The 20,468-nt window shown below is 66.8% G+C and carries 21 protein-coding genes; 4 read left to right on the forward strand and 17 right to left on the reverse strand.

The features are described 5' to 3' along the window. Positions 1–2 precede the first annotated feature (2 nt). Positions 3–1,169 (forward strand): PPE family protein, encoded by a 1,167-nt coding sequence (locus ACKY0X_RS13785; RefSeq protein ID WP_409426487.1) that lies wholly within the window; start codon positions 3–5, stop codon positions 1,167–1,169. A gap of 32 nt (positions 1,170–1,201) precedes the next feature. Here ACKY0X_RS13785 and ACKY0X_RS13790 read toward each other — a convergent pair whose 3' ends face one another. The 5 genes from ACKY0X_RS13790 to ACKY0X_RS13810 all read right to left on the reverse strand — a co-directional run bounded on the left by ACKY0X_RS13790 (position 1,202) and on the right by ACKY0X_RS13810 (position 7,486). Next, positions 1,202–2,227, reverse strand: a complete 1,026-nt coding sequence (locus ACKY0X_RS13790) for a nitronate monooxygenase (protein WP_409426488.1) — start codon at positions 2,225–2,227, stop codon at positions 1,202–1,204. Between the two features lie 15 nt (positions 2,228–2,242). Further along, entirely contained in the window at positions 2,243–3,565 is a 1,323-nt protein-coding gene (locus ACKY0X_RS13795) for a M16 family metallopeptidase (RefSeq protein WP_409426489.1), read from the reverse strand. Further along, complete coding sequence (locus tag ACKY0X_RS13800) at positions 3,543–5,816, reverse strand: polyribonucleotide nucleotidyltransferase (protein ID WP_409426490.1); 2,274 nt, start codon at positions 5,814–5,816, stop codon at positions 3,543–3,545. The genes ACKY0X_RS13795 and ACKY0X_RS13800 overlap by 23 nt, the downstream gene beginning before the upstream one ends. Before the next feature lie 306 nt (positions 5,817–6,122). After that, complete coding sequence (gene rpsO, locus ACKY0X_RS13805; protein ID WP_046189295.1) at positions 6,123–6,392, reverse strand: 30S ribosomal protein S15; 270 nt, start codon at positions 6,390–6,392, stop codon at positions 6,123–6,125. 116 nt (positions 6,393–6,508) lie between these two features. Next, on the reverse strand, positions 6,509–7,486 hold the full coding sequence (locus tag ACKY0X_RS13810; protein WP_409426491.1) for a bifunctional riboflavin kinase/FAD synthetase: 978 nt from the start codon (positions 7,484–7,486) through the stop codon (positions 6,509–6,511). A gap of 23 nt (positions 7,487–7,509) precedes the next feature. Here ACKY0X_RS13810 and mntR point away from each other — a divergent pair, with 23 nt between their 5' ends. Continuing rightward, positions 7,510–8,199 carry a manganese-binding transcriptional regulator MntR gene (gene mntR / locus ACKY0X_RS13815; protein ID WP_409426492.1) on the forward strand — a complete coding sequence of 230 codons (690 nt, stop codon included), beginning with the start codon at positions 7,510–7,512 and terminating at the stop codon, positions 8,197–8,199. 3 nt (positions 8,200–8,202) lie between these two features. Here the strand turns inward: mntR and ACKY0X_RS13820 are convergent, their stop codons facing one another. Both ACKY0X_RS13820 and ACKY0X_RS13825 read right to left on the reverse strand, forming a co-directional pair. Beyond that, positions 8,203–9,087 (reverse strand): metal-dependent hydrolase, encoded by an 885-nt coding sequence (locus ACKY0X_RS13820; RefSeq protein WP_409426493.1) that lies wholly within the window; start codon positions 9,085–9,087, stop codon positions 8,203–8,205. A gap of 80 nt (positions 9,088–9,167) precedes the next feature. Next, a complete protein-coding gene (locus tag ACKY0X_RS13825; RefSeq protein WP_409426494.1) occupies positions 9,168–10,205 on the reverse strand; it encodes an AraC family transcriptional regulator ligand-binding domain-containing protein in 1,038 nt (345 codons plus the stop codon). A 55-nt stretch (positions 10,206–10,260) separates the two neighbouring features. Here ACKY0X_RS13825 and ACKY0X_RS13830 point away from each other — a divergent pair, with 55 nt between their 5' ends. Then, on the forward strand, positions 10,261–10,692 hold the full coding sequence (locus ACKY0X_RS13830; RefSeq protein WP_409426495.1) for an SRPBCC family protein: 432 nt from the start codon (positions 10,261–10,263) through the stop codon (positions 10,690–10,692). A gap of 37 nt (positions 10,693–10,729) precedes the next feature. On the opposite strand, the gene ACKY0X_RS13835 is transcribed toward ACKY0X_RS13830, so the two are convergent. The 10 genes from ACKY0X_RS13835 to ACKY0X_RS13880 form a co-directional block, all read right to left on the reverse strand. Continuing rightward, entirely contained in the window at positions 10,730–11,977 is a 1,248-nt protein-coding gene (locus ACKY0X_RS13835; RefSeq protein WP_409426496.1) for an acyl-CoA dehydrogenase family protein, read from the reverse strand. Next, positions 11,974–12,843 (reverse strand): SDR family oxidoreductase, encoded by an 870-nt coding sequence (locus ACKY0X_RS13840; RefSeq protein ID WP_409426497.1) that lies wholly within the window; start codon positions 12,841–12,843, stop codon positions 11,974–11,976. Before ACKY0X_RS13840 ends, ACKY0X_RS13835 begins: the two co-directional genes overlap by 4 nt. 18 nt (positions 12,844–12,861) lie before the next feature. Then, positions 12,862–13,728: a MaoC/PaaZ C-terminal domain-containing protein gene (locus ACKY0X_RS13845; protein ID WP_409426498.1), complete on the reverse strand. Its 867-nt coding sequence runs from the start codon at positions 13,726–13,728 to the stop codon at positions 12,862–12,864. Between the two features lies 1 nt (position 13,729). Then, entirely contained in the window at positions 13,730–14,182 is a 453-nt protein-coding gene (locus tag ACKY0X_RS13850) for an SRPBCC family protein (RefSeq protein WP_409426499.1), read from the reverse strand. Positions 14,183–14,209: 27 nt separating this feature from the next. Further along, the gene (locus tag ACKY0X_RS13855) at positions 14,210–15,415 is read right to left on the reverse strand and encodes a lipid-transfer protein (RefSeq protein WP_409426500.1); all 1,206 of its coding nucleotides are present in this window, start codon (positions 15,413–15,415) and stop codon (positions 14,210–14,212) included. A gap of 117 nt (positions 15,416–15,532) precedes the next feature. Further along, the gene (locus ACKY0X_RS13860) at positions 15,533–16,168 is read right to left on the reverse strand and encodes a TetR/AcrR family transcriptional regulator (RefSeq protein ID WP_409426501.1); all 636 of its coding nucleotides are present in this window, start codon (positions 16,166–16,168) and stop codon (positions 15,533–15,535) included. A 106-nt stretch (positions 16,169–16,274) separates the two neighbouring features. Next, positions 16,275–17,252, reverse strand: a complete 978-nt coding sequence (locus tag ACKY0X_RS13865) for a DUF2804 domain-containing protein (protein WP_409426502.1) — start codon at positions 17,250–17,252, stop codon at positions 16,275–16,277. Positions 17,253–17,259: 7 nt separating this feature from the next. After that, a complete protein-coding gene (gene truB, locus ACKY0X_RS13870) occupies positions 17,260–18,150 on the reverse strand; it encodes a tRNA pseudouridine(55) synthase TruB (RefSeq protein WP_409426503.1) in 891 nt (296 codons plus the stop codon). Next, on the reverse strand, positions 18,147–18,806 hold the full coding sequence (locus tag ACKY0X_RS13875) for a 4'-phosphopantetheinyl transferase (protein WP_409426504.1): 660 nt from the start codon (positions 18,804–18,806) through the stop codon (positions 18,147–18,149). The genes truB and ACKY0X_RS13875 overlap by 4 nt, the downstream gene beginning before the upstream one ends. Then, positions 18,803–19,768, reverse strand: coding sequence for a metallophosphoesterase family protein (locus ACKY0X_RS13880; protein ID WP_409426505.1), 966 nt, complete (start codon positions 19,766–19,768; stop codon positions 18,803–18,805). Before ACKY0X_RS13880 ends, ACKY0X_RS13875 begins: the two co-directional genes overlap by 4 nt. Before the next feature lie 115 nt (positions 19,769–19,883). On the opposite strand from ACKY0X_RS13880, the gene ACKY0X_RS13885 reads away from it, so the two are divergent. Further along, positions 19,884–20,468, forward strand: coding sequence for a DUF3558 domain-containing protein (locus ACKY0X_RS13885; RefSeq protein ID WP_409426506.1), 585 nt, complete (start codon positions 19,884–19,886; stop codon positions 20,466–20,468).

The raw sequence follows: 20,468 nt of genomic DNA on the forward strand, positions 1-20,468 counted from the left end.
CAATGGATTTCGCAGCATTACCACCGGAAGTCAACTCCGGACGCATGTACGCCGGCCCTGGTGCAGGGTCACTGTTGGCCGCCTCTGCGGCCTGGGATGAGCTGGCTGTCGACCTTCATTCCGCGGCGGCGAGTTACCGCGCGGTCGTCCAAGAGCTGACCAGTGGTCCGTGGTTGGGCGTGTCATCAACGAAGATGGCGGCGGCGGCCGCACCGTATGCCACCTGGCTCACCGCCACGGCCGAGCAGGCGGAGCTGACCAGCACTCAGGCCAAGGCCGCAGCCACCGCCCACTCGAGCGCATTCGCCATGACCGTTCCACCGCCCTTGATCGCTGCCAACCGGGCACAGTTGGCCACGCTGGTCGCAACGAACTTCTTCGGGCAGAACGCCCCGGCCATCGCGGCCACCGAGGCTCAATACTTCGAGATGTGGGCGCAGGACGCAGCGGCGATGTACTCCTACAGTGCTGCCGCGCAGGCCGCAGCACAGATGGTGCCCTTCACGACGCCGCCGCAGACGGCCAACCCCGGCGGCATAGCGGCGCAGCAGGCGGCGTCCGCCGAGGTGACTGCGGCCTCCGCCGGCCAGGCTGCTACCAATCTGGCGATGGAGACGTTGCCGGGTGCGCTGGCAGGCGCAGCCGAAGCGGGGTCGCTCAACCTTCCGCCCATCTTCGGTGACCTGGCGACGTTGGGTGCGGCTCCGGTGTCAACCATGATGAGCACCGCCATCATTGCCGCGTTCATACCCGAATACCTCATTGCCGGCGCGGCGCTCCCGTCACCGTTCGGCCTGGAGGCGGCAGCGCCCGCTGCCATCGCCGCGGGTCTGCCGTTGGGGCTGACGCCAACCCTGGGAAGTGCCGGTCTGGCGTCGGCAACATCGGCAGCATCGGCCGCGGTTGGCAACGCGGCCTCGGTCAGCGGTTTGTCGGTACCCAAGGCGTGGGCCACCGCAGCCCCGGAAATGCGCTTGGCCGCAGCCGAATTCGCGGCGCCCGCGCTGGCCACCGCAGGCACGCCGATGATGGGTGGCTCGCCGCTGCTGTGCGCTCCGCCGCTGATGGGGATGGGTCCGCGTGGCAGCGCCGCAGCGCGGGCCAAAGACGACCAGAACGAAGAGGCCAAGCGAAAGGCCGCCAAGGGGCGACGGTCGTCTATGTGGTGAGTCGCCTCCGGCCGCCGACGATCCCTATCGGATCAGCCCGACGCCAAGTCGGCGATGATGTCGGCGGCCGGCGCCGACCGGACGGTCCGGTAGGCGGTCCCGGCCCACAGGCTCGTCCCATGCGGGTCGTCCACGGCCACGGCCGCCGCCCGGATCGGGGTGGTCATGTGGTTGATCTCCGGGTATCCCACGGGAGCCACGTCCTCGAAGGCGCGGGTGAAGTCGTTCTCCAGGCCGCGCGCGTAGCGGCCGGAGAACGCACACGTCACTGTGGTGTTGGTGAATTCCGGATTGGTCAGTGCCGCACGGTGTGTCGGATTGGTTCCGGCCTCGTGGGCCAGCAGCAGCGCGGTACCGACCTGGGCCGCGACCACGCCACCGCCCAGCACCCCGGCCACGTCGGCCGCGGTGCCGAGCCCACCCGCCGCAACCAACGGGACATGGCCATGGGCGTGGGCGATCTCCGCCAACACCTGCTCCAACGAATCCGTGCCCGGGTGCACGTCCGGTGCAAAGGTGCCCCGATGTCCACCCGCCTTGGGGCCCTGAACCACCAGCGCCTCGGCGCCGTGCCCGAGGGCCACTCCGGCTTCATAGGCCGACGTCACCGTGACCACCGTCAGGATGCGCAACGCCCGCAGCGTCTCCATCTCGTCGGGCGACGGCGTCCCGAACGTAAACGACACCACCGTGGGCCGCAGATCGGCGATCACCTCGAGCTTCTCCGGCCAGCAGTCGTCGTCGCCGAAGCGGGGCCGGCCCAGCTCCACGCCGTAATGCTCGGCCAACGGATCCAAAAGATCGGCGTATTCGTCGAGCAACACCACGTCAGCGCCGCTGGGTTGGGGCACAAACAGATTGACGCCGATGGGACCGCTGGTGGCCGCGCGCGCGGCGGTGATCTCGTCGGCCAGCTGCCCGGCGGTGCGATAACCCCCAGCGATGAATCCCAGCCCGCCCGCCTCCGACACCGCGGCCGCCAGCGCCGGTGTGCTGGGACCGCCGGCCATCGGCGCGCCGATCAAGGGGACTGTGAGTTCGGAGAAGCTGAACGCCATTCCCCTAGCCTGCCATTAACCGGCAAGCGCCCGCAGACGGGTTGGCAGCGCCCCTTTCGAGCGGTACGGACCCAGAACGGCGACGCCATAGGGCTGGCGCAACAGTTGGCGGGCCACGGCGTTGACCTCGTCGACGGTGACCGCGGACAGTTCCCGCAGGGTGCGCGCTATGGGCCGATGCCGGCCGTAGTTCAACTCGGTCCGGCCCAGCCGGTTCATCCGGGACCCGGAATCCTCAAGGCCCAGCACCAATCCCCCGCGCAACGACCCTTTGGCGATTCGACACTCGTCGGCGGTGATCCCATCGCGCGCCACCGATTCGAGCACCTCGGCAGTCACGGCCGCCACCTCGGCGAACCGGTCCGGCTGGCATGCGGTGTACACCGACAGTGCGCCGGCGTCGGCGAAGGTGTCCACCGACGAGTAGATCGAGTAGGCCAGGCCACGGGTTTCCCGAACCTGTTGGAACAGCCGGGAACTCAAGCCCCCGCCCAGAGCGATGTTGAGCACCGCCAGCGCCTGACGGTGCTGCCAATAGCGTCCGGGTGCACGTACCCCCAAAGACATGTGGGTCTGATCGGCGTCGCGGTTGACCACGGTCAGCCCGGGCTTGCCCGGGACCCGGGCCCTGCCGCGCCGCGGCTCGGCAGGCTTCTCACCGCGAATCAGGCGATGCCCGAAGTGTTCTCGCACCAGCGCCACCACCGTGTCATGGTCGATGTTGCCGGCAACGGCGACCACCATGCGCTCCGGGGTGTAGCGGCGCTGGTGGAACGACCGCAACTGTGCGCGGGTCATCGCCGACACCGACTCGACGTTGCCGATCACCGGTCGGCCGATCGGGTGATCGCCGAACAGCGTCGACAAGAACACATCACCCAGCGCGTCCTCGGGATCGTCATCGCGCATCGCGAGTTCCTCAAGAACCACGTCGCGTTCGAGGTCGACGTCGGCAGCCGCGCACGATCCGTTGAGCACCACATCGCTCACCAGCGCGACGGCCAGCTCCAGATCGGTGTCGAGCACGTGGGCGTAATAGCAGGTGTGCTCTTTGCCGGTGAAGGCGTTGAGCTCACCACCGACCGCGTCCATCGCCTGAGCTATGCCGGCCGCCGTGCGGGTCGGGGTCGCCTTGAACAGCAGGTGCTCCAGGAAGTGCGCGGCCCCGGCCACCGTGGCGCCCTCGTCACGCGATCCGACGCCGACCCAGACGCCCACCGACGCCGAACGAACCGCAGGCAGGTACTCGGTGACTACCCGCAGTCCGCCCGGCAGGGTGGTGCGTCGCAGTGTGGCGCGCGGTGGCGCCCCGGTGTCAGCTTTCGGCAGTCGCGGCATCGGCAGACTCAGCGGGCCCCTGTGCTGAGTCGGTCGACTCGGCCGAGTCCTCCACGGGAACCAGCGAGATCTTGCCGCGGTTGTCGATGTCGGCGATCTCCACGCGCAGCTTGTCGCCGACCTTCACCACGTCTTCGACCTTGGCGACCCGCTTGCCCTTGCCGAGCTTGGAGATGTGCACCAAGCCGTCCCGGCCCGGCAGCAGCGACACGAAGGCGCCGAAGTCGGTGGTCTTGACCACGGTGCCCAGGAACCGCTCGCCGATCTTCGGCAGCTGCGGGTTGGCGATCGCGTTGATCTTGTCGATCGCGGCCTGCGCCGACGGACCGTCGGTGGCGCCGACGAACACGGTGCCGTCGTCCTCGATCGAGATCTGAGCGCCGGTCTCCTCGGTGATCGAGTTGATCATCTTGCCCTTGGGCCCGATCACCTCGCCGATCTTGTCCACCGGAACCTTGATGGTGGTGACCCGCGGGGCGTACGGGCTCATCTCGTCGGGGGCGTCGATGGCCTCGGCCATCACCTCGAGGATGGTCAGACGCGCGTCCTTGGCCTGAGCGAGAGCACCCGCGAGCACCTGCGACGGAATACCGTCGAGCTTGGTGTCGAGCTGCAGCGCGGTGACGAAGTCCTTGGTGCCGGCGACCTTGAAGTCCATGTCGCCGAACGCGTCCTCGGCACCGAGGATGTCGGTGAGCGCGACGAAGCGGCGCTCGGTCTTGCCGTCCACCTCGACATCGTCGGAGACCAGGCCCATCGCGATACCGGCGACCGGAGCCTTCAGCGGCACACCGGCGTTGAGCAGTGCCAGCGTGGACGCGCAGACCGAACCCATCGAGGTGGATCCGTTGGAGCCCAGCGCTTCCGACACCTGCCGGATGGCGTAGGGGAACTCCTCGACGCTGGGCAGCACCGGAACCAGGGCCCGCTCAGCCAAGGCGCCGTGGCCGATCTCGCGACGCTTGGGCGAACCGACGCGGCCGGTCTCACCGGTCGAGTACGGCGGGAAGTTGTAGTGGTGCATGTAACGCTTGGACTTCTCCGGCCCCAGCGAGTCGATCTGCTGCGCCATCTTCATCATGTCCAGCGTGGTCACGCCCATGATCTGGGTCTCGCCACGCTCGAACAGCGCGCTGCCGTGCGCCCGGGGAACCACCGCGACCTCGGCCGACAGCGCCCGGATGTCGGTGATGCCACGGCCGTCGATGCGGAAGTGGTCGGTCAGGATGCGCTGACGCACCAGCTTCTTGGTCAGGCTGCGGTAGGCCGCGCTGATCTCCTTCTCGCGACCCTCGTAGGTCTCGGCCAGGCGCTGGACAACCTCGGCCTTGATCTCGTCGGTGCGCTCGTCACGCTCGGCCTTGCCGGCGATGGTCAGCGCCTTCGCCAGCTCGTCGGTCGCGATGGAGGCCACCGAGTAGTAGACGTCGTCGCCGTAAGGCGGGAACAGCGGGTAGTCGGCGGTCGGGCGCGCGGCCGCGTCCGCCAGCTCCTGCTGGGCCTTGCACAGCGCCGCGATGAACGGCTTGGCCGCCTCCAGGCCCTCGGCCACCACGGTCTCGGTCGGCGCCTGCGCACCGGCTTCGATGAGCTCGATGACGTTCTCGGTGGCCTCGGCCTCGACCATCATGATCGCGACGTCTGTGCCCCCGTCCGCGGACTCAATTGCACGTCCGGCCAGCACCATGTCGAACGCCGCGCGCTCGAGCTGCTCCACGGTGGGGAACGCCACCCAGGTGCCGTCGATCAGTGCCACCCGCGCGGCACCGACGGGACCGGAGAACGGCAGGCCGGCGAGCTGGGTGGAGGCCGACGCGGCGTTGATCGCCACCACGTCGTACAGGTCGTTCGGGTTCAGGCTCAGCACCGTCACCACGACCTGGACCTCGTTGCGCAGGCCGTCGACGAACGACGGGCGCAGCGGGCGGTCGGTGAGACGGCAGGTCAGGATCGCGTCGGTGGACGGCCGACCCTCGCGGCGGAAGAACGAGCCGGGGATACGCCCGGCGGCGTACATCCGCTCCTCGACGTCGACGGTGAGCGGGAAGAAGTCGAAGTGGTCCTTGGGAGCCTTGCTGGCGGTGGTCGCCGACAGCAGCATGGTCTCGTCGTCGAGGTAGGCGACGACGCTGCCGGCGGCCTGCTGGGCCAGCCGGCCCGTCTCGAAGCGGATGGTGCGCTTGCCGAAGCTGCCGTTGTCGATGACAGCGGTGGTCTCGAATACGCCTTCTTCAATTTCAATTGCAGACATAAAAGCCCGTACGGCCTTTCCTGGTTTGTTCAGCTGTTTCGCAACGTCGGACGTGCGTCAGCGCTGGACCTGGATGCGGCTACGGTCGTCGATCGAAGCGGCCGGATCTTTTAAGACGCGCTTTCAGACCCGGCTGCCACTACCGAAGACCGCCCGACTCAGGTCTGGCTGATCGCAGGAACGTGTCCCGTCGTGACGTGCCGGAGTGGCACACGCGGATGCGGGGGCCACACCGATGCCCGGGCCTGGGCGGCCCGGGACGGCCTCACTCTACACGGAGGCGGCTGACGCCGGCCCGGTTCGTCGTCAGCGACGCAGGCCGAGACGCTCGATGAGCGAGCGGTAGCGTGCCACGTCGGTCGCGGTCAGGTACTTGAGCAGACGACGCCGCCGGCCGACCAGCAGCAGCAGTCCGCGACGGGAGTGGTGGTCGTGCTTGTGCTTCTTGAGGTGCTCGGTGAGGTCGACGATCCGCTTGGTCAGCAGGGCGACCTGAGCTTCGGGCGAGCCGGTGTCCGTCTCGTGCAGGCCGTAGTTGGCCAGGATCTCTTTTTTCTGCTCGACGGTGAGCGCCACGACAAATCTCCATCAATCGGTCCCGCGAATATCAAGTCGGCGGCCACCGCGGACTGCAGCACGCCGAGGAGGGAGTCTAGCAGCGCCCGGGGCAGCTCTCCCAATCGTGCGGGCGCTCAGTCGCCGGAGAGCAGGCCGCGGGTCTTCTCGACGTCGGTGTTCATCACCGCCACCAGGTCCGCCACCGAGTCGAACTTCTCCTGGCCTCGGATCCGGCTGACGAAGTCGACGGCGACCCGCTGCCCGTAGAGGTCGGCGGTTTCGTCGATCACAAACGCCTCCACGGTGCGGGCCCGCCCGGAGAACGTCGGGTTGGTGCCCACCGACACCGCGGCCCGGCAGCGTTGACCCGCGACGACGGTGCCGGGCACCTGGCCGTGCCCCAACACGGTGAACCATGCCGCGTAGACCCCGTCGGCCGGAATCGCCGCGAAGGCCGAAGGCGCCACGTTGGCGGTCGGGAAACCCAGACCGCGCCCACGCCCATCGCCGCGCACCACCAGTCCTTCGACTCGGTGCGGCCGGCCCAGCGCCTCGGCTGCCGCCAACACATCGCCGGCGTCCACACAGGACCGGATGTAGGTCGAGGAGAAGGTGACCGATTGCGCGGCGTCGGCGCGCTCGGCCACCAGCGACACCGATTCGACCCCGAAGCCGAACTGCTCGCCCGCGCGACGCAGAGTCTCGACGTTGCCGGCCGCCTTACGGCCGAAAGTGAAGTTCTCCCCCACCACCACTTCCACCACGTGCAGGTGCTCGACCAGCAGCTGGTGGATGTAGCGGTCCGGGGTGAGCTTCATGAACTCGGGCGTGAACGGGATCACCAGAAACACATCGATGCCGAACTGCTCGACCAGCTCGGCACGGCGCGCCAGCGTGGTGAGCTGCGCCGGATGGTTGCCGGGATAGACGACCTCCATCGGATGCGGATCAAAGGTCATCAGCACCGTCGGTACGCCGCGCGCCTGGCCGGCCTTCACCGCATGGGTGATCAGTTCCGCATGTCCGCGATGCACACCGTCGAACACGCCGATGGTGAGCACGCACCTGCCCCAGTCTGTGGGGATCTCATCCTGCCCCCGCCACCGCTGCACCAGGACAGCCTAAACTGTCGGGCGTGAGCCCTTGGGAGCAGTCGGATGGGCTGACCACCGTCGCCCAGGACTATCTGAAAGTCATCTGGACCGCCCAGGAATGGTCACCCGACAAGGTCAGCACCAAGATGCTGGCGGAGAAGATCGGCGTGTCCGCCAGCACCGCCTCGGAGTCGATCCGCAAACTCGCCGACGCCGGCTTGGTGGATCACGAGAAGTACGGCGCGGTGACGCTGACCGACGAGGGGCGCCGGGCCGCGCTGGCGATGGTGCGCCGGCACCGGCTGATCGAGACCTTTCTGGTCTGTGAGCTCGGCTATGGCTGGGACGAGGTACACGACGAAGCCGAAGTCCTCGAGCACGCGGTGTCCGACCGGCTGATCGCGCGCATCGACGCCAAGCTGGGGTTCCCGCAGCGCGACCCGCACGGCGATCCGATCCCGGCGCCGAATGGTCAGGTGCCCACTCCCCCCGCCCGCCAACTGTGGGCGTGCGCCGACGGCGAGACCGGCACGGTGGCCCGCATCTCCGACAACGATCCGGAGATGCTGCGCTACTTCGCCCAGGTGGGCATCAGCCTCGACGCTCACTTGCGGGTGCTGACTCGCCGCGACTTCGCCGGAATCATCTCGGTGGGCGTCGAAGGATCCGACGGCGAACAGGTCACCATTGATCTGGGAAGTCCTGCCGCCCAAGCGATCTGGGTGGTCTGACCGCTACTTCACGTGACCCGCCAGCTGACCTTCGGTCCCGAAGAGTTTCTGCTGCCAGCGCGCGACGAGTTCGGTGGTATCGATCTGATCGGGGTGAAAATCCCGCCTCTTGAACGGCCGCATATCAGCGTAAAAGCCTTGCCACATCGGGTTGCGCAGCATCTGCACGGTCTCCTTGAGGATCCGAAACGGTTGGCGGCGCCCCTCGACATCGGTGGTGGCGATCGAGAGCCAGGAGAAGAACACCAGGATGGGAATTCCGCAGTTCTGTGCGAATCGCATCCAACGGATGCGCGTCGACTCCGGAACGCCCATCGCGCGGTACACGTCGAACGCGACCGACTTGTGCTCCAGCTCTTCCAGCGCATGCCAGTTCAGCAGATTGCGAATCTCGGCGTCGTACATCATTGCCTGGACCGCCGGGCGTTTGAGGATGTTCTCCGCCCATACCGCGGTGAAATGCTCTGCGGCCACCGTGAATCCGAGGAAGAAATGGCGAAGACGCGGCAGCCGGTCCGGACTGGGGTACTGCTTGTCGAGGAACTTCTCCATGCGTTCGGTGCTCTGCAGCAGGTACTCGAACCATGCGGTCGGATATCCCATGGCGGCGAGTTGCTCATTGAGCTCACGATGCTGCAGGCCGTGCGTCTTCTCCTGGCCGATGAAGCCGGCCACGCGCTTCCTCAGTTCGGGGTCGGCGAGCTGGTCGGAGTAGCGGCGTACCGAGCGCACAAAGATGTCTTCGCCCGGCGGGAAGATCGCCGACAAGATGGCCACCAGATGGCTGAACACGATGCTGCCGTCGGCGAAATACCGGTTGCCGTCGGGCTGTTCACCGAATCCGAAATTCAGTCGTCGCACGGCGGGGTATGTCATCACGTTCGTCATGTCAACGACGCTAGGTCCGCCGACCGGACGAGCGGAATGAGCGAGTCGGACAAGGATTTGATGTTTTCGGACAGTCGACGTCAGGCCCTGCGGCCCCGGTGTTTGCTGGGCGGCGTTCCGGCCCACCGGATGAAGGCACGACTGAAGGCGGCCGTCTCCGAATATCCCAGTTGACGGGCCGTTTCCTCCACGGTCAGGCCCGATTCGAGCATGGCTACGGCCAGGGTCACCCGCACCTCGTCCACCAAGGCGCGGTAGCTGGTGTGTTCGGCCATCAGGCGGCGATGCAGAGTGCGTTCGGTGATGCAGAGTTCGTCGGCGATCACCGCCATCGACGGCAACACTCCAGGATCCCGGACCAGACGCGAACGCACCTGTGCGGCAATTCCGCGACGCCGACGACGCGTTTGCAAGAGCTCTTCGCACTCCTTTGCACACGCCTCGGCCGCAGCAGTGTCGGCCGCCGGCATCGGAAGCGCCAACAGGTCGCACGGCAGGGTGATCGCGCTGCGTGTCGCGGACACGTCGAGTTCAACTGTCACCCCGGGGAACTCGAGACGTCCAGCGGGAAAGTCGATACCGGGCAGTTCGACCTTGATCGGCGTGTCAGAGCTCAGCTGACCGATTAACAACGGCACCATGCTGGTCAGCGCGAACAGATCCCGTTCCATCATGAAACCGCGAACGTCAGCGGGCACGGCGCTGTCGTCGAACACGAGAACGGCGCCATCGGGGGTGTCGTGGCGACTCAGCCGTAGAAACGTCGACGACAACGTCGCGTACCGACAGGCCAGGTTGACCGCATCGCCCAATGTCGGGCTCGCCAACAGCGCATAGCCGAGCACGCCGGTGTTGGCGAAGTTGTACTGCAGACCGACGTCGCGCGCGAACTCATGTGGATCGCTTACGCGGCCAAGGATGTTTCGCAGGATCGCCAGCTCCTGGCGTGCTTGAACCTCGGTCGCACTGTCATCGATGTCGGCGGGTGTGACACCGGTATCTGCTAGGCAATCCGCCGCATCGATGCCATGCAGGCGGGCGGCCTCCAGAAGATGCCGACAAGTCGCCACCGGCCGCGGAATGTCCCAATCCGCCTGCGCGGCACCGCCGATCGACACGTGTCCGAATGTATCAAATTGTGTCAGCAAACACCGTCGGCCCTACGATCGGCCAATGGCAAAACTTGAGCTCTCTCGCGAACTGTCGCTGCCTCCGGACGAAGCCTGGGCCCACGCGTCGAATTTGGCCGAGTTGGGCGACTGGCTGTCCCTGCACCAGGGGTGGCGCTGCGAGATCCCGGCCGAGCTCACCGCCGGAACCACGTTGGTCGGGGTGGCGGGAGCCAAGGGCATGCGCAACCGGGTCACCTGGACGGTCCGCAAGTTCGACCCACCCGCGCTGCTGGAACTGACCGGCGACGGTGTGGGCGGCACCAAGTACGCACTGACATTGGCGATCAGCCCCACCGCAAAGGGATCGAAGTTGGTCCTGCGGATGGACCTGGGCGGGCGGCCGCTGTTCGGACCGATCGGGGCGGCCGCCGCCCGCGCCGTCAAGGGTGACATCGAGGGATCGATCAAGCGATTCGAGCAGCTCTACAGCTGAGGCACCGGCCGGCGCATCAGAGCAGCCGAAGCAGCGCTCAGCCGCTGAGCAATCCCTTGGCGATGTGGGTGACCTGGACCTCGTTGCTGCCGGCGTAGATCATCAGCGACTTGGCGTCGCGCGCCAACTGTTCCACCCGGTACTCGGTCATGTAGCCGTTGCCGCCAAACAGTTGCACCGCCTCCATCGCGACCTCGGTGGCCACCTCCGAGGAGTACAGCTTGATCGCCGATGCCTCGGCCAGTGTCGGGATCTTGCCGTGCTTGGCCTTCTCCAACGTCTGAAACACCATGTTCTGCACGTTGATCCGGGCCACCTCCATCTTGGCCAGCTTGAGTTGGATCAGCTGGAACTGGCCGATGTTCTGGCCCCACAGCGTGCGACTCTTGGCGTAGTCGACGCACAGGCGGTGGCACTCGTTGATGATTCCCAGCGCCAGGGCGGCAACCCCGACCCGTTCGGCCACGAAGTTGGCCCGGGCGCTGTCACGCCCATCGCCGCCGCTGTGCTCCTCGGTCTCGCCCAGTAGCCGGTCGCGCCCCAACCGCACGTCGTCGAAGAACAATTCGCCGGTCGGCGAGGAGTGCATGCCCATCTTCTTGAACGGCTTGCCCTGAGTCAGGCCCGGCATGCCGGCGTCGAGGACGAAGGTGAGCACCTTGCGATTGCGCGGATCGGCGCCGTCCTGTTCGTCCAGCTTGGCGTAGACGATGAGAGTGTCGGCGTAAGGGCAGTTGGTGATGAACGTCTTCTGGCCGTTGAGAATGTAGCCGTCACCGTCACGCCGGACATAGGTCTTCATCCCGCCGAACGCGTCGGAGCCGGCATCCGGCTCGGTGATCGCCCAAGCAGCGATCTTGTCCAGGGTGACCAGCTCCGGCAACCAGCGCTCCTGCTGCGCCAGGGTGCCGCGCGACATGATCGTGGCAGCGCCCAGGCCGAGACTGACACCGACCGCGGCGACCAATCCCAAGCTGACACCGGCGAGTTCGCTGACCAGGATCAACCCCATCGAGGCCTGGGCCCCCAGATCGCCGAAGCCGCCTTCCGACGATGGCTTGCTCTTGCCTTCGGCGGCCTGTCGCGCGTGCGCCTTTTCCAGCCGGCCCTTGATGGCTTCGGCGGCCATCACATCGATCCCGAAGTCGGCGAACAGCTTTCGCAGGATCGGATACGGCGGCAGTTCACCGCTCTCCAGTGCGTCGAGGTTCGGCCGGACCTCCCGGTCGATGAATTCCCGGACGCTGTCCCGGATGAGCTCGTCGGTGTCGGACCACTCGATCATTGGGGCAACCTCGCTGCGATGTCGTCGATCTGCCAGATGCCGTCGGTCTCGATGGTGTCGGTGTCATGCCACCCGGACAGTTTCGAGATGGCACCGCCCTGCACCGCGTAGACCGCGCCGGTGATCGGGCACTTTTCGGTAGCCAGATAGGCCACCAGCGGCGAGATGTTGGCCGGGCTGAACAGGTCCAACTCCCCGTCCTCCGGCTCGGCCATCAGTGCGCCCATGCCGGGAGTCGCCAGCGTGAGTCGCGTGCGGGCGATGGGGGCGATGGCGTTGACCCGTACCCCATAGCGGTCCAACTCCTCGGCGGCGATCAGGGTCAGGGCCGCGATCCCGGCCTTGGCCGCGCCGTAGTTCGCCTGCCCGGCGTTGGGCAGCGTGACCCCGGATCCCGAGGCGGTGTTGATCACCGCGGCGTTGGGCCGGTCGCCTGCCTTGGACTGCGCCTTCCAATACGTCGCGGCGTGGTGCAGCATCGCGAAGTGCCCTTTGAGATGTACCGCGACTACGGCATCCCACTGCGACTCTTCCATGCCGGGGATGAATGCGTCCCGCAGAATTCCGGCGTTGTTGACCAACACGTCCAACCGGCCGAACTCGTCGATGGCCTGCTGGACAAGGTTTTTCGCGCACGCCCAGTCGGAGACGCTGTCGGTGTTGGCTACCGCGCGCCCGCCGGCCGCCGCGATCTCGTCGACGACCTGCTGCGCGGTGGTGCTGTCGGAGCCTTCGCCGGCGTTGCTTCCACCCAGGTCGTTGACCACCACGGCGGCACCTTCGGCCGCGAAGAGCAGAGCGTGTTCGCGTCCGATACCGCGTCCGGCGCCGGTGATCACCGCGACCCGGCCTTCTAATACGCCCATATCTGACTCCTTGTCGTCTCAGTCGGCGATGACGGCCAGGCCGTCGGTGATCGCCATTTCACCGGCGCCTACGCGCGCGGTCTCGAACGCGTACGTCGTGGCGCCGTCGCCTCGACCGCTGGTCCAGATCCGGGTCTCCAGGTCGTCGCCGGGCAGCACCATCTTGGAGAACCGAACCGCTAACCGCCGTAGCCGGCTGACATCTGAGCCGGCCACCTCGGTGAGCACCGCCCAGGACGTGAACGCCATGGTGCACAGGCCGTGCGCGATGATCCCCGGCAGTCCGGCGTCGCGGGCGACCTCCTCGTCCAGGTGGATCGGCATCGGGTCACCGGCGGCCGGCCCGTAGCGGAACGTCTGGTCGTGGTCGACGTGCTGGACGACCTTGGCCACCGGCGCCTGCTCACGCAGTGCGTCATCGAACTTGTGTCCGGGGCTGAGTTCGCCGATCCGTTTGCCCGCATTGTGTCCGCGGAAGAAGCAGGTCACGTACTGCTCGTTGACCAGTTCGCCGTCCTCGGTGCGGCATTCGAGCAGAATCGCCGCGCGAGTGCCCTTCTCCAGTCCTTCGTAGCCGATCATCTTGCCGCGGGATACCAGCTTGTCTCCCGGTCGGATGGGCCGATGGAACCAGAAGTCCTGCTCGCCGTGCACCACCCGCGGGATCAGCTCGACCGGTGCCACCTCGACGGCTGGAACCAGCAGCGACTCGAACACCGGCACGATCGCGAACACCGGCGGTGCGAGATCGCCGTTGCGGTGTGCGGCGATCGGGTCGTTGGTCGCCGCGGCGTACTCGACGATCCGCTCGCGGGTGACCTCGAAGCGGTCCTCGTCGCTCCACTTGTCCAGCCCGGCATCGTCGAATGCCAGATCGTCGGCCATCTCAGGCCGCCGCCGACGCCAGCGCCTCAAGCTGGGCCAGGGTCTTGTCGAGTTGCTTGGCGCCGTCCTTCTCGACCGCTTTACCCAGAGCACCCTTGATCAGGGCACCCTCGAAGTCCCCGGCCACACTGAATTGGGAGCCATCGCCGTCGGGCGTGACGGTGAAGTCGAAGCGGCACTTCACGCCCGCCATGCCGGTGCCCGACATGGTGAGGCTGCGTGGGGACCCGTCCTCATCAACGACCTTCTCGACGGTCCATTCGATCTTGTTCGCCATCCCGAGCATGACGATCTTGGCCGTCAACGTCGAACCCGGTGCCAGCGCGGCCGGCGGCTCGGTGAGCCACTTCTCGTGGATGGTGAACCATTTGTCCCAGCTGGACAGGTCGCTGATGGTGTCCCACAGCGCGTTCGGGCTGACGGCAAGGCTTTTGGTGGCTTCGATGTGTCCCATGACGTGTTCTCCTCGGCTGACGGCGGTTCAGCGCTCGGCGCGCTGGTAGGCGGTGACCACGGCGGCGCCGCCGAGGCCGATGTTGTGTTGCAGGGCGGCGGTGACACCCGGAACCTGGCGCTTGTCGGCGTCACCGCGGAGCTGCCAGGTCAGTTCGGAGCACTGTGCCAATCCGGTGGCCCCCAGCGGATGCCCCTTGGAGATCAGGCCGCCGGACGGGTTGACCACCCAGCGCCCGCCGTAGGTGGTGTCGCCGTCGTCGATCAGCCTGGGCGCGTCACCTTCGGCGCACAGTCCCAGCGCTTCGTAGAGCAGCAGTTCGTTGGCCGAGAAGCAATCGTGCAGTTCGATCACCTGGAAGTCTTCCGGTCCCAGGCCGGACTGCTGGTAGACACGTTGCGCGGCCTGCACATTCATGTCGTAGCCGATCAGGTTTTTGGCGCTGCCGTCGAAGGTGGAGCCGAAGTCGGTGGTCATCGCCTGCCCGACGATTTCGACCGCGCGTCCGGCCAGGCCGTGCTGGTCGACGAACGCCTCGCTGGCCAGGATCGCCGCCCCGGAGCCGTCCGAGGTCGGCGAGCACTGGAGCTTGGTCAGCGGGTCGTAGATCATCCGCGAGCCCAGAATGTCGTCGAGGCTGTATTCGTCCTGGAACTGGGCGTAGGGGTTGTTGACCGAATGCTTGTGGTTCTTGTAGCCGATCTTGGCGAAATGCTCGGCGGTGGAGCCGTGTTGCTTGATGTGTTCGCGGCCGGCGGCGCCGAACATCCACGGCGCCACCGGGAACAGCACCTCGGAGATCTCGGCCAGCGCGAGCACATGCTTTTCCATCGGCTGGGCACGGTCGTCGTAGGTGGACCCCAGAGAGCCGGGCTTCATCTTCTCGAAGCCCAGCGCGATGGTGCAGTCGGCCAGCCCGCCCCGGATCGCCTGGGCGGCAAGGTAGAGCGCGGTCGAGCCGGTGGAACAGTTGTTGTTGACGTTGACCACCGGGATCCCGGTCAGCCCCAATTCGTACAGCGCCCGCTGCCCGGAGGTGGACTCGCCATAGACGTAACCGGCGTAGCCCTGCTCCACCTCGCGGTAGTCGATCCCGGCATCGGCCAGCGCCTTGGTACCGGATTCCCGGGCCATGTCCGGGTAGTCCCATGGCGATCCGTCGTCGTTCTGTCGCCGGCCCGGCTTCTCGAACTTCGTCATCCCGACGCCGATCACATACACCTTGTTTGCCATGGTTCCCTTTCGCCTCCGACCAGTGGCTAGAAACATACAGACCTGATTGCATCTATACAAGGGTGCGCAGCGGGACGCCGCAGGCACGAAGGTGCGGCGAGTTCTCGGCCCGGGAAGTCAGTCGGATTGCGGCAAAACGCCGGCCGCCACCCGGCGCAGGTGCACGCAGGCCCGGTCCCAGCGCCGGCGGGCGCGCTGCGGATCGTCGTCGACGAAGTTCGACACCAGGATGCCGCGCAGTGCGTCCATCGCGGTGTAGACGACGTTGCGAATCTCCTTCTGCGCCGGGTGCCCGGGCATCAACTGGGCGATCGCGGCGACCAGGGTCGCGTTGACGACGCCTTCCACCCGTTCGATGTGTTGCGCCAGGACCCGGTCGGTGCGGGCGGCGACCCAGAGTTCCACGGTGGCAATGAACATCGGCCCCTGGTGGGCCTCCCAGAGGAAGTCCAGGGCGGTTGCCACCGGATCCGGAATCGACCGGACCTGGCCGAGTTCACGAATGGCGGCCTGCGTGCGCTGTTGGGCGAGGTGCTCGACGGCGGCGACGACGAGATCTTCTTTTGACCGGAAATGGTGGATCTGGGCACCCCGAGTGACGCCGGCCAATTGGGCGATACGCGGTGTCGTGGTGCCGGAGTAGCCGTAGCTCACCAAGCAGTCGATGGTGGCGTCGAGCAGGCGGGTTCGCATCGCGGCGCTGCGCTCGGCCTGGGTGCGCCGCACCGCAGGTGCACTACCGCTCGCAGTCATCCCGCCACCTCCACCAGTTTCCAACCGCAACTCGCGCGTCAGCATAACCGCGCGGGCCCACGTTTACATACGTTCTCGTTGGCATGTAACTACCGCGGGGCTGCGCTCACCAGAGCATGTGCACCTGTTCGGCCCAGCCGAGCAGACCGCCCACGTCCACACTCGCGCCGTCGTCGGTGCGAATTCGGCCGTCGTAGTGCCCGAAACACTGATGGGTCCCCGGCAACGGTGACCGGTGATGGAACGGAGTGAACGTCAGCTCCACCTGATCGGAGTCCGGCGTGCGGATCGTCCACGGCCCGGTGTATTCCGGGTAGTGCCAGTCCAGTTCGGCGCCGATCTTGGACAGTCGGCCATCGACGCAGAGCGCATTTTCGGTGCTGCCAATGCCAACCGTCCACTTGCCGCCCAGCTGCAGACCCACCGTGTGGCCGTCGGTGTGCCCGGAGGCCGCACCCCAGTTCCACACGATGTTGGCCGGCCAGCGTCCGCGCCCGTGGTCGAGTACACCCCACCCGCCGGCGAAGTCGTAGGTGTCGTCACCGATCCGCACGACACCCGACGCCGGCCGCGCGGTGTGCTTGGCGGTGTACTGGAATCTCTTCTCGCTCCACGGCACCACCACCGCCAGCGTCTCGTGCCCGGGCGGCAGGGCCACAAACAGGTCGCCGGTCATCGGACCGGCGGAGGTCTTGCAGGAGAATCGGATCCGCGTGCCGTCGGGCTCGGTGGCGAGGTCGATCGCGACCAGGCCGCGAGCAGAGGCCGGTCCATCGCCGAGGCTGGTGGGCAGCGTTATCCCCCACCCGCCCGGATGCAGACAACTCCGACTCACCTCGCGCCCGGAATAGTCCAGGAAGAAGACGTTGCTCACGCCGAGGTAATCGAGGTCGGCGAGGGTGATCGCGATCAGGTGGGTGGGCGTGGTCACACACCAGTACTCCCACCGCTTGGTGCGGCCCCAGCCACGCAGATTGCAGCGGTGCAGCGGTGTTCGGGTCCAACCGATGGCGGCCGGGTTCAGCAATCCGGACGCATCGCACAGATCGACCGGCTCGATGATCTCGCGTTCCGCGGTGGCCATCGGCGGACTATAGCGTCGCCGGCCGGATGACGACCACCGATTTGGTCCGCCTTCCCGAATCCTCCAGTAGTGCGATCACCTGGTCGTCGGCGTCGGTCGCCGCGTAGATCCCGTCGATGCCCGCCGGGGCCAACGGCCGGCCGTGGCTGACGTCGAGTGCCTCCTCGACGCCCAGGTCCCGGCGCGGAAAGGTCTGCAGGCAGGCGTCATCCAGGCTGTAGCTCAACGCTGGGCTCTCCCCTAGTTCGTCGAGGGTGCGGGCCTGATCCAGCCCGAAGCTGCCGGCCCGGGTGCGCCGCAGCGCGGTCAGGTGCCCGCCCACTCCCAGCTCGCTGCCCACGTCGCGGGCCAGTGCCCGGATGTAGGTTCCCGCCGAGCAGTCCACCTCGACGTCCAGATCGACGAACTCCTCGTCGCGCCGCACCGCCAACAACTCGAAGCGCGCGATACGCACCGGCCGGGCAGCCAATTCGACGGTCTCGCCGTCGCGCACCATCTGATAGGCGCGCTTGCCGGCGACCTTGATGGCACTGACCGCCGAGGGCACCTGCGCGATGTCGCCGCGCAGGCCGGCGATCGCCGCGGCGATCTGATCGTCGGTGATGTGGCTGGCCGAAGTCGTCTCCAGCACCTCGCCTTCGGCATCCTCGGTCGAGGTGCTCTGCCCCAACCGGATGGTGGCGGCGTAGGACTTCTGCGACGCGGTCAACAACCCCAGAATCTTGGTAGCCCGTTCAATGCCGATCACCAGCACCCCGGTGGCCATCGGGTCCAACGTGCCGGCGTGGCCGACCTTACGAGTCCCGAAGAACCTGCGACACCGGGAAACGACGTCGTGGCTGGTCATTCCGGCGGGCTTGTCGACGATCACCAGGCCGGCCGGCGGGGGCGTGCTCATAGCACGATCGCCGTCAGCACCAGGCCGCCCGCCACCGACCACCGTCCGTGCAGCTCGGTCAGCGGAGGCCCCGACAGCGCCGTGGGGTCGATCAGGATGCGAGAGACGAAGCTACCGTCGGTGTCGAAGCTGATGTGGGCGTCCTCGAAACCCAACCAGCGCCGGGTCAGCGGGAACCACACCTTGTAGGTGGCTTCTTTGGCGCAGAACAGGATTCGGTCCCAATGCCAGTCTTGCGGCAGCGCTGCTAGTTCGTCACGTTCGACAGGCAGGCTGACCGCCTTGAGCACGCCGTCGGGCAGCACGTCGTGCGGTTCGGCGTCGATACCCACCGATCGCACGTCGCCACTGCGGCCGACCACAGCGCCTCGGAAGCCCGCGCAGTGCGTCAGACTGCCGACAACGCCCTCGGGCCAGGTGGGCTCGCCCTTCTCTCCCTTGAGGATCGGGACCGGCGGTTGCCCTAGCTCTTCTAACGCCAGCCGAGCGCAGTAGCGCGCGGTGATGAACTCGTTGCGGCGCTTGGCAACCGAACGGGCGACCAGCGGCTCCTCTTCGGGCAGCGGAGCGAGCCCGGGCGGATCGTCGTAGCGTTCGGCCCAGGCCAGCGAGCCCGCCGGCGCTCGTTCGAGCACCCTGTCCAGCAGCTTGCTCATCGCGCCTGCCGCTGACGTAGCCGTTCGGCGAACTTCGCGCTGGCCTCGCGCATCTCGTCGGTGATGGCGAAGTGGCCGCCGAACTCGTTGAGGTAGCCGGGCGGGTAGTACGGCTCGGGCAGGATCTGGCGCAACCACCGGTGCGGTTGGCGTCGGCGCCATTCCCGGGGGTAGCCCACCGAGACCTCTTCGAAGCGCACGCCGTCGTAGTACGTGGTGCGCGGGATGTGCAGGTGGCCGTAGACCGAACACGTCGCGTTGTAGCGGGTATGCCAGTCGGCGGTTTCGACGGTGCCGCACCACAACGAGAACTCCGGATAAAACAGTGCGTCGCAGGGCTGGCGGACCATCGGGAAATGGTTGACCAGCACGGTCGGGGTCATCCAGTCGAGGTCTTCGAGGCGCTTACGGGTGGCCGCCACCCGGTCTCGGCACCATGCGTCGCGGGTGCCGTAGGGCTCGGGTGACAGCAGGAACTCGTCGGTGGCGACCACGTTGTTCTGCCGCGCGATGGCCAGCCCTTCGGCCTTGCTCGTCGCACCGGCCGGCAGGAACGTGTAGTCGTAGAGCAGGAACAGCGGCGCGATGGTGGCCGGGCCACCTTGCTCGGTCCAGACCGGAAAAGGGTGCTCGGGGGTGATGACGCCCATCTGGTCACACATGTCGACCAGATAGTCGTAGCGGGAACGGCCGAACACCTGCATCGGGTCCTTGTTGGTGGTCCACAGCTCGTGGTTGCCGGGGACCCAGATCACCTTCGCGAACCGCTTGCGCAGCAGATCCAGCGCCCAGCGGATCTCGTCGGTGCGCTCCGCAACATCGCCGGCGACGATCAACCAGTCGTCACCGGTGACCGGGTGCAGCGCCTCGGTGATCGGCTTGTTGCCCAGGTGGCCGGTGTGCAAGTCAGAGATCGCCCACAGGGTTGGGCCATCTGCGGCCCTGCGCTCGCGGGTGGTCACGAGGGTCGAGCCTAATAGGTAGGAAGAATTAGAACGTGTTCTCGCCTTCGGGGTAGTGGCCGGTGCCACAACTTGTACACTCCCGGCAGAACACCGGGCGGAAGCGAGGAGTGTCATGCTCACCAAACTGCGTCTTATCACCGCGCTGGGGGCGCTGGTGATGGCCGTCGTGATGGTCTGGCAACAGACACCCCCCAACCGGGACGTCGCCGGTGGGTCCGCGGTGCAGTTGCGGTCCACCGCGATACCGCTGGCGCCCCCGACCACTTCGAGCAAAGCGGTCAACATCACCAACCCGCGGCCCTTCGACGCCTGCGAGGACATTCCCTATGACGTCATCGCACAGTTGGGGTTGGCGTTCACGCCGCCCAAGCCGGTCGAGGGCGTGCGCTGCGAATTCGACGCCGGCAACTACCAGATGGCCGTCGAGACGTTCGTGTGGCGCAGCTACGACGAGTCGATTCCGGCCGACGCGATCGAGATGGACATCAACGGGCACCGGGCGGCGCAGTACTGGGTGATGAAGCCCACCGAGTGGAACAACCGGTGGTGGTTCTCCTGCATGGTGGCGTTCAAGACCAGCTACGGGGTGATCCAGCAGTCGCTCTACTACTCGCCGGTGTACTCCAACCCTGACGTGGACTGCCCCACCGAGAACCTGATGCGCGCCCACCAGCTGGCCCCGCACTACAAGTACTGA

Source organism: Mycobacterium sp. SMC-11 (genome assembly GCF_046250095.1).
Taxonomy (GTDB): Bacteria; Actinomycetota; Actinomycetes; order Mycobacteriales; family Mycobacteriaceae; genus Mycobacterium; species Mycobacterium heraklionense_A.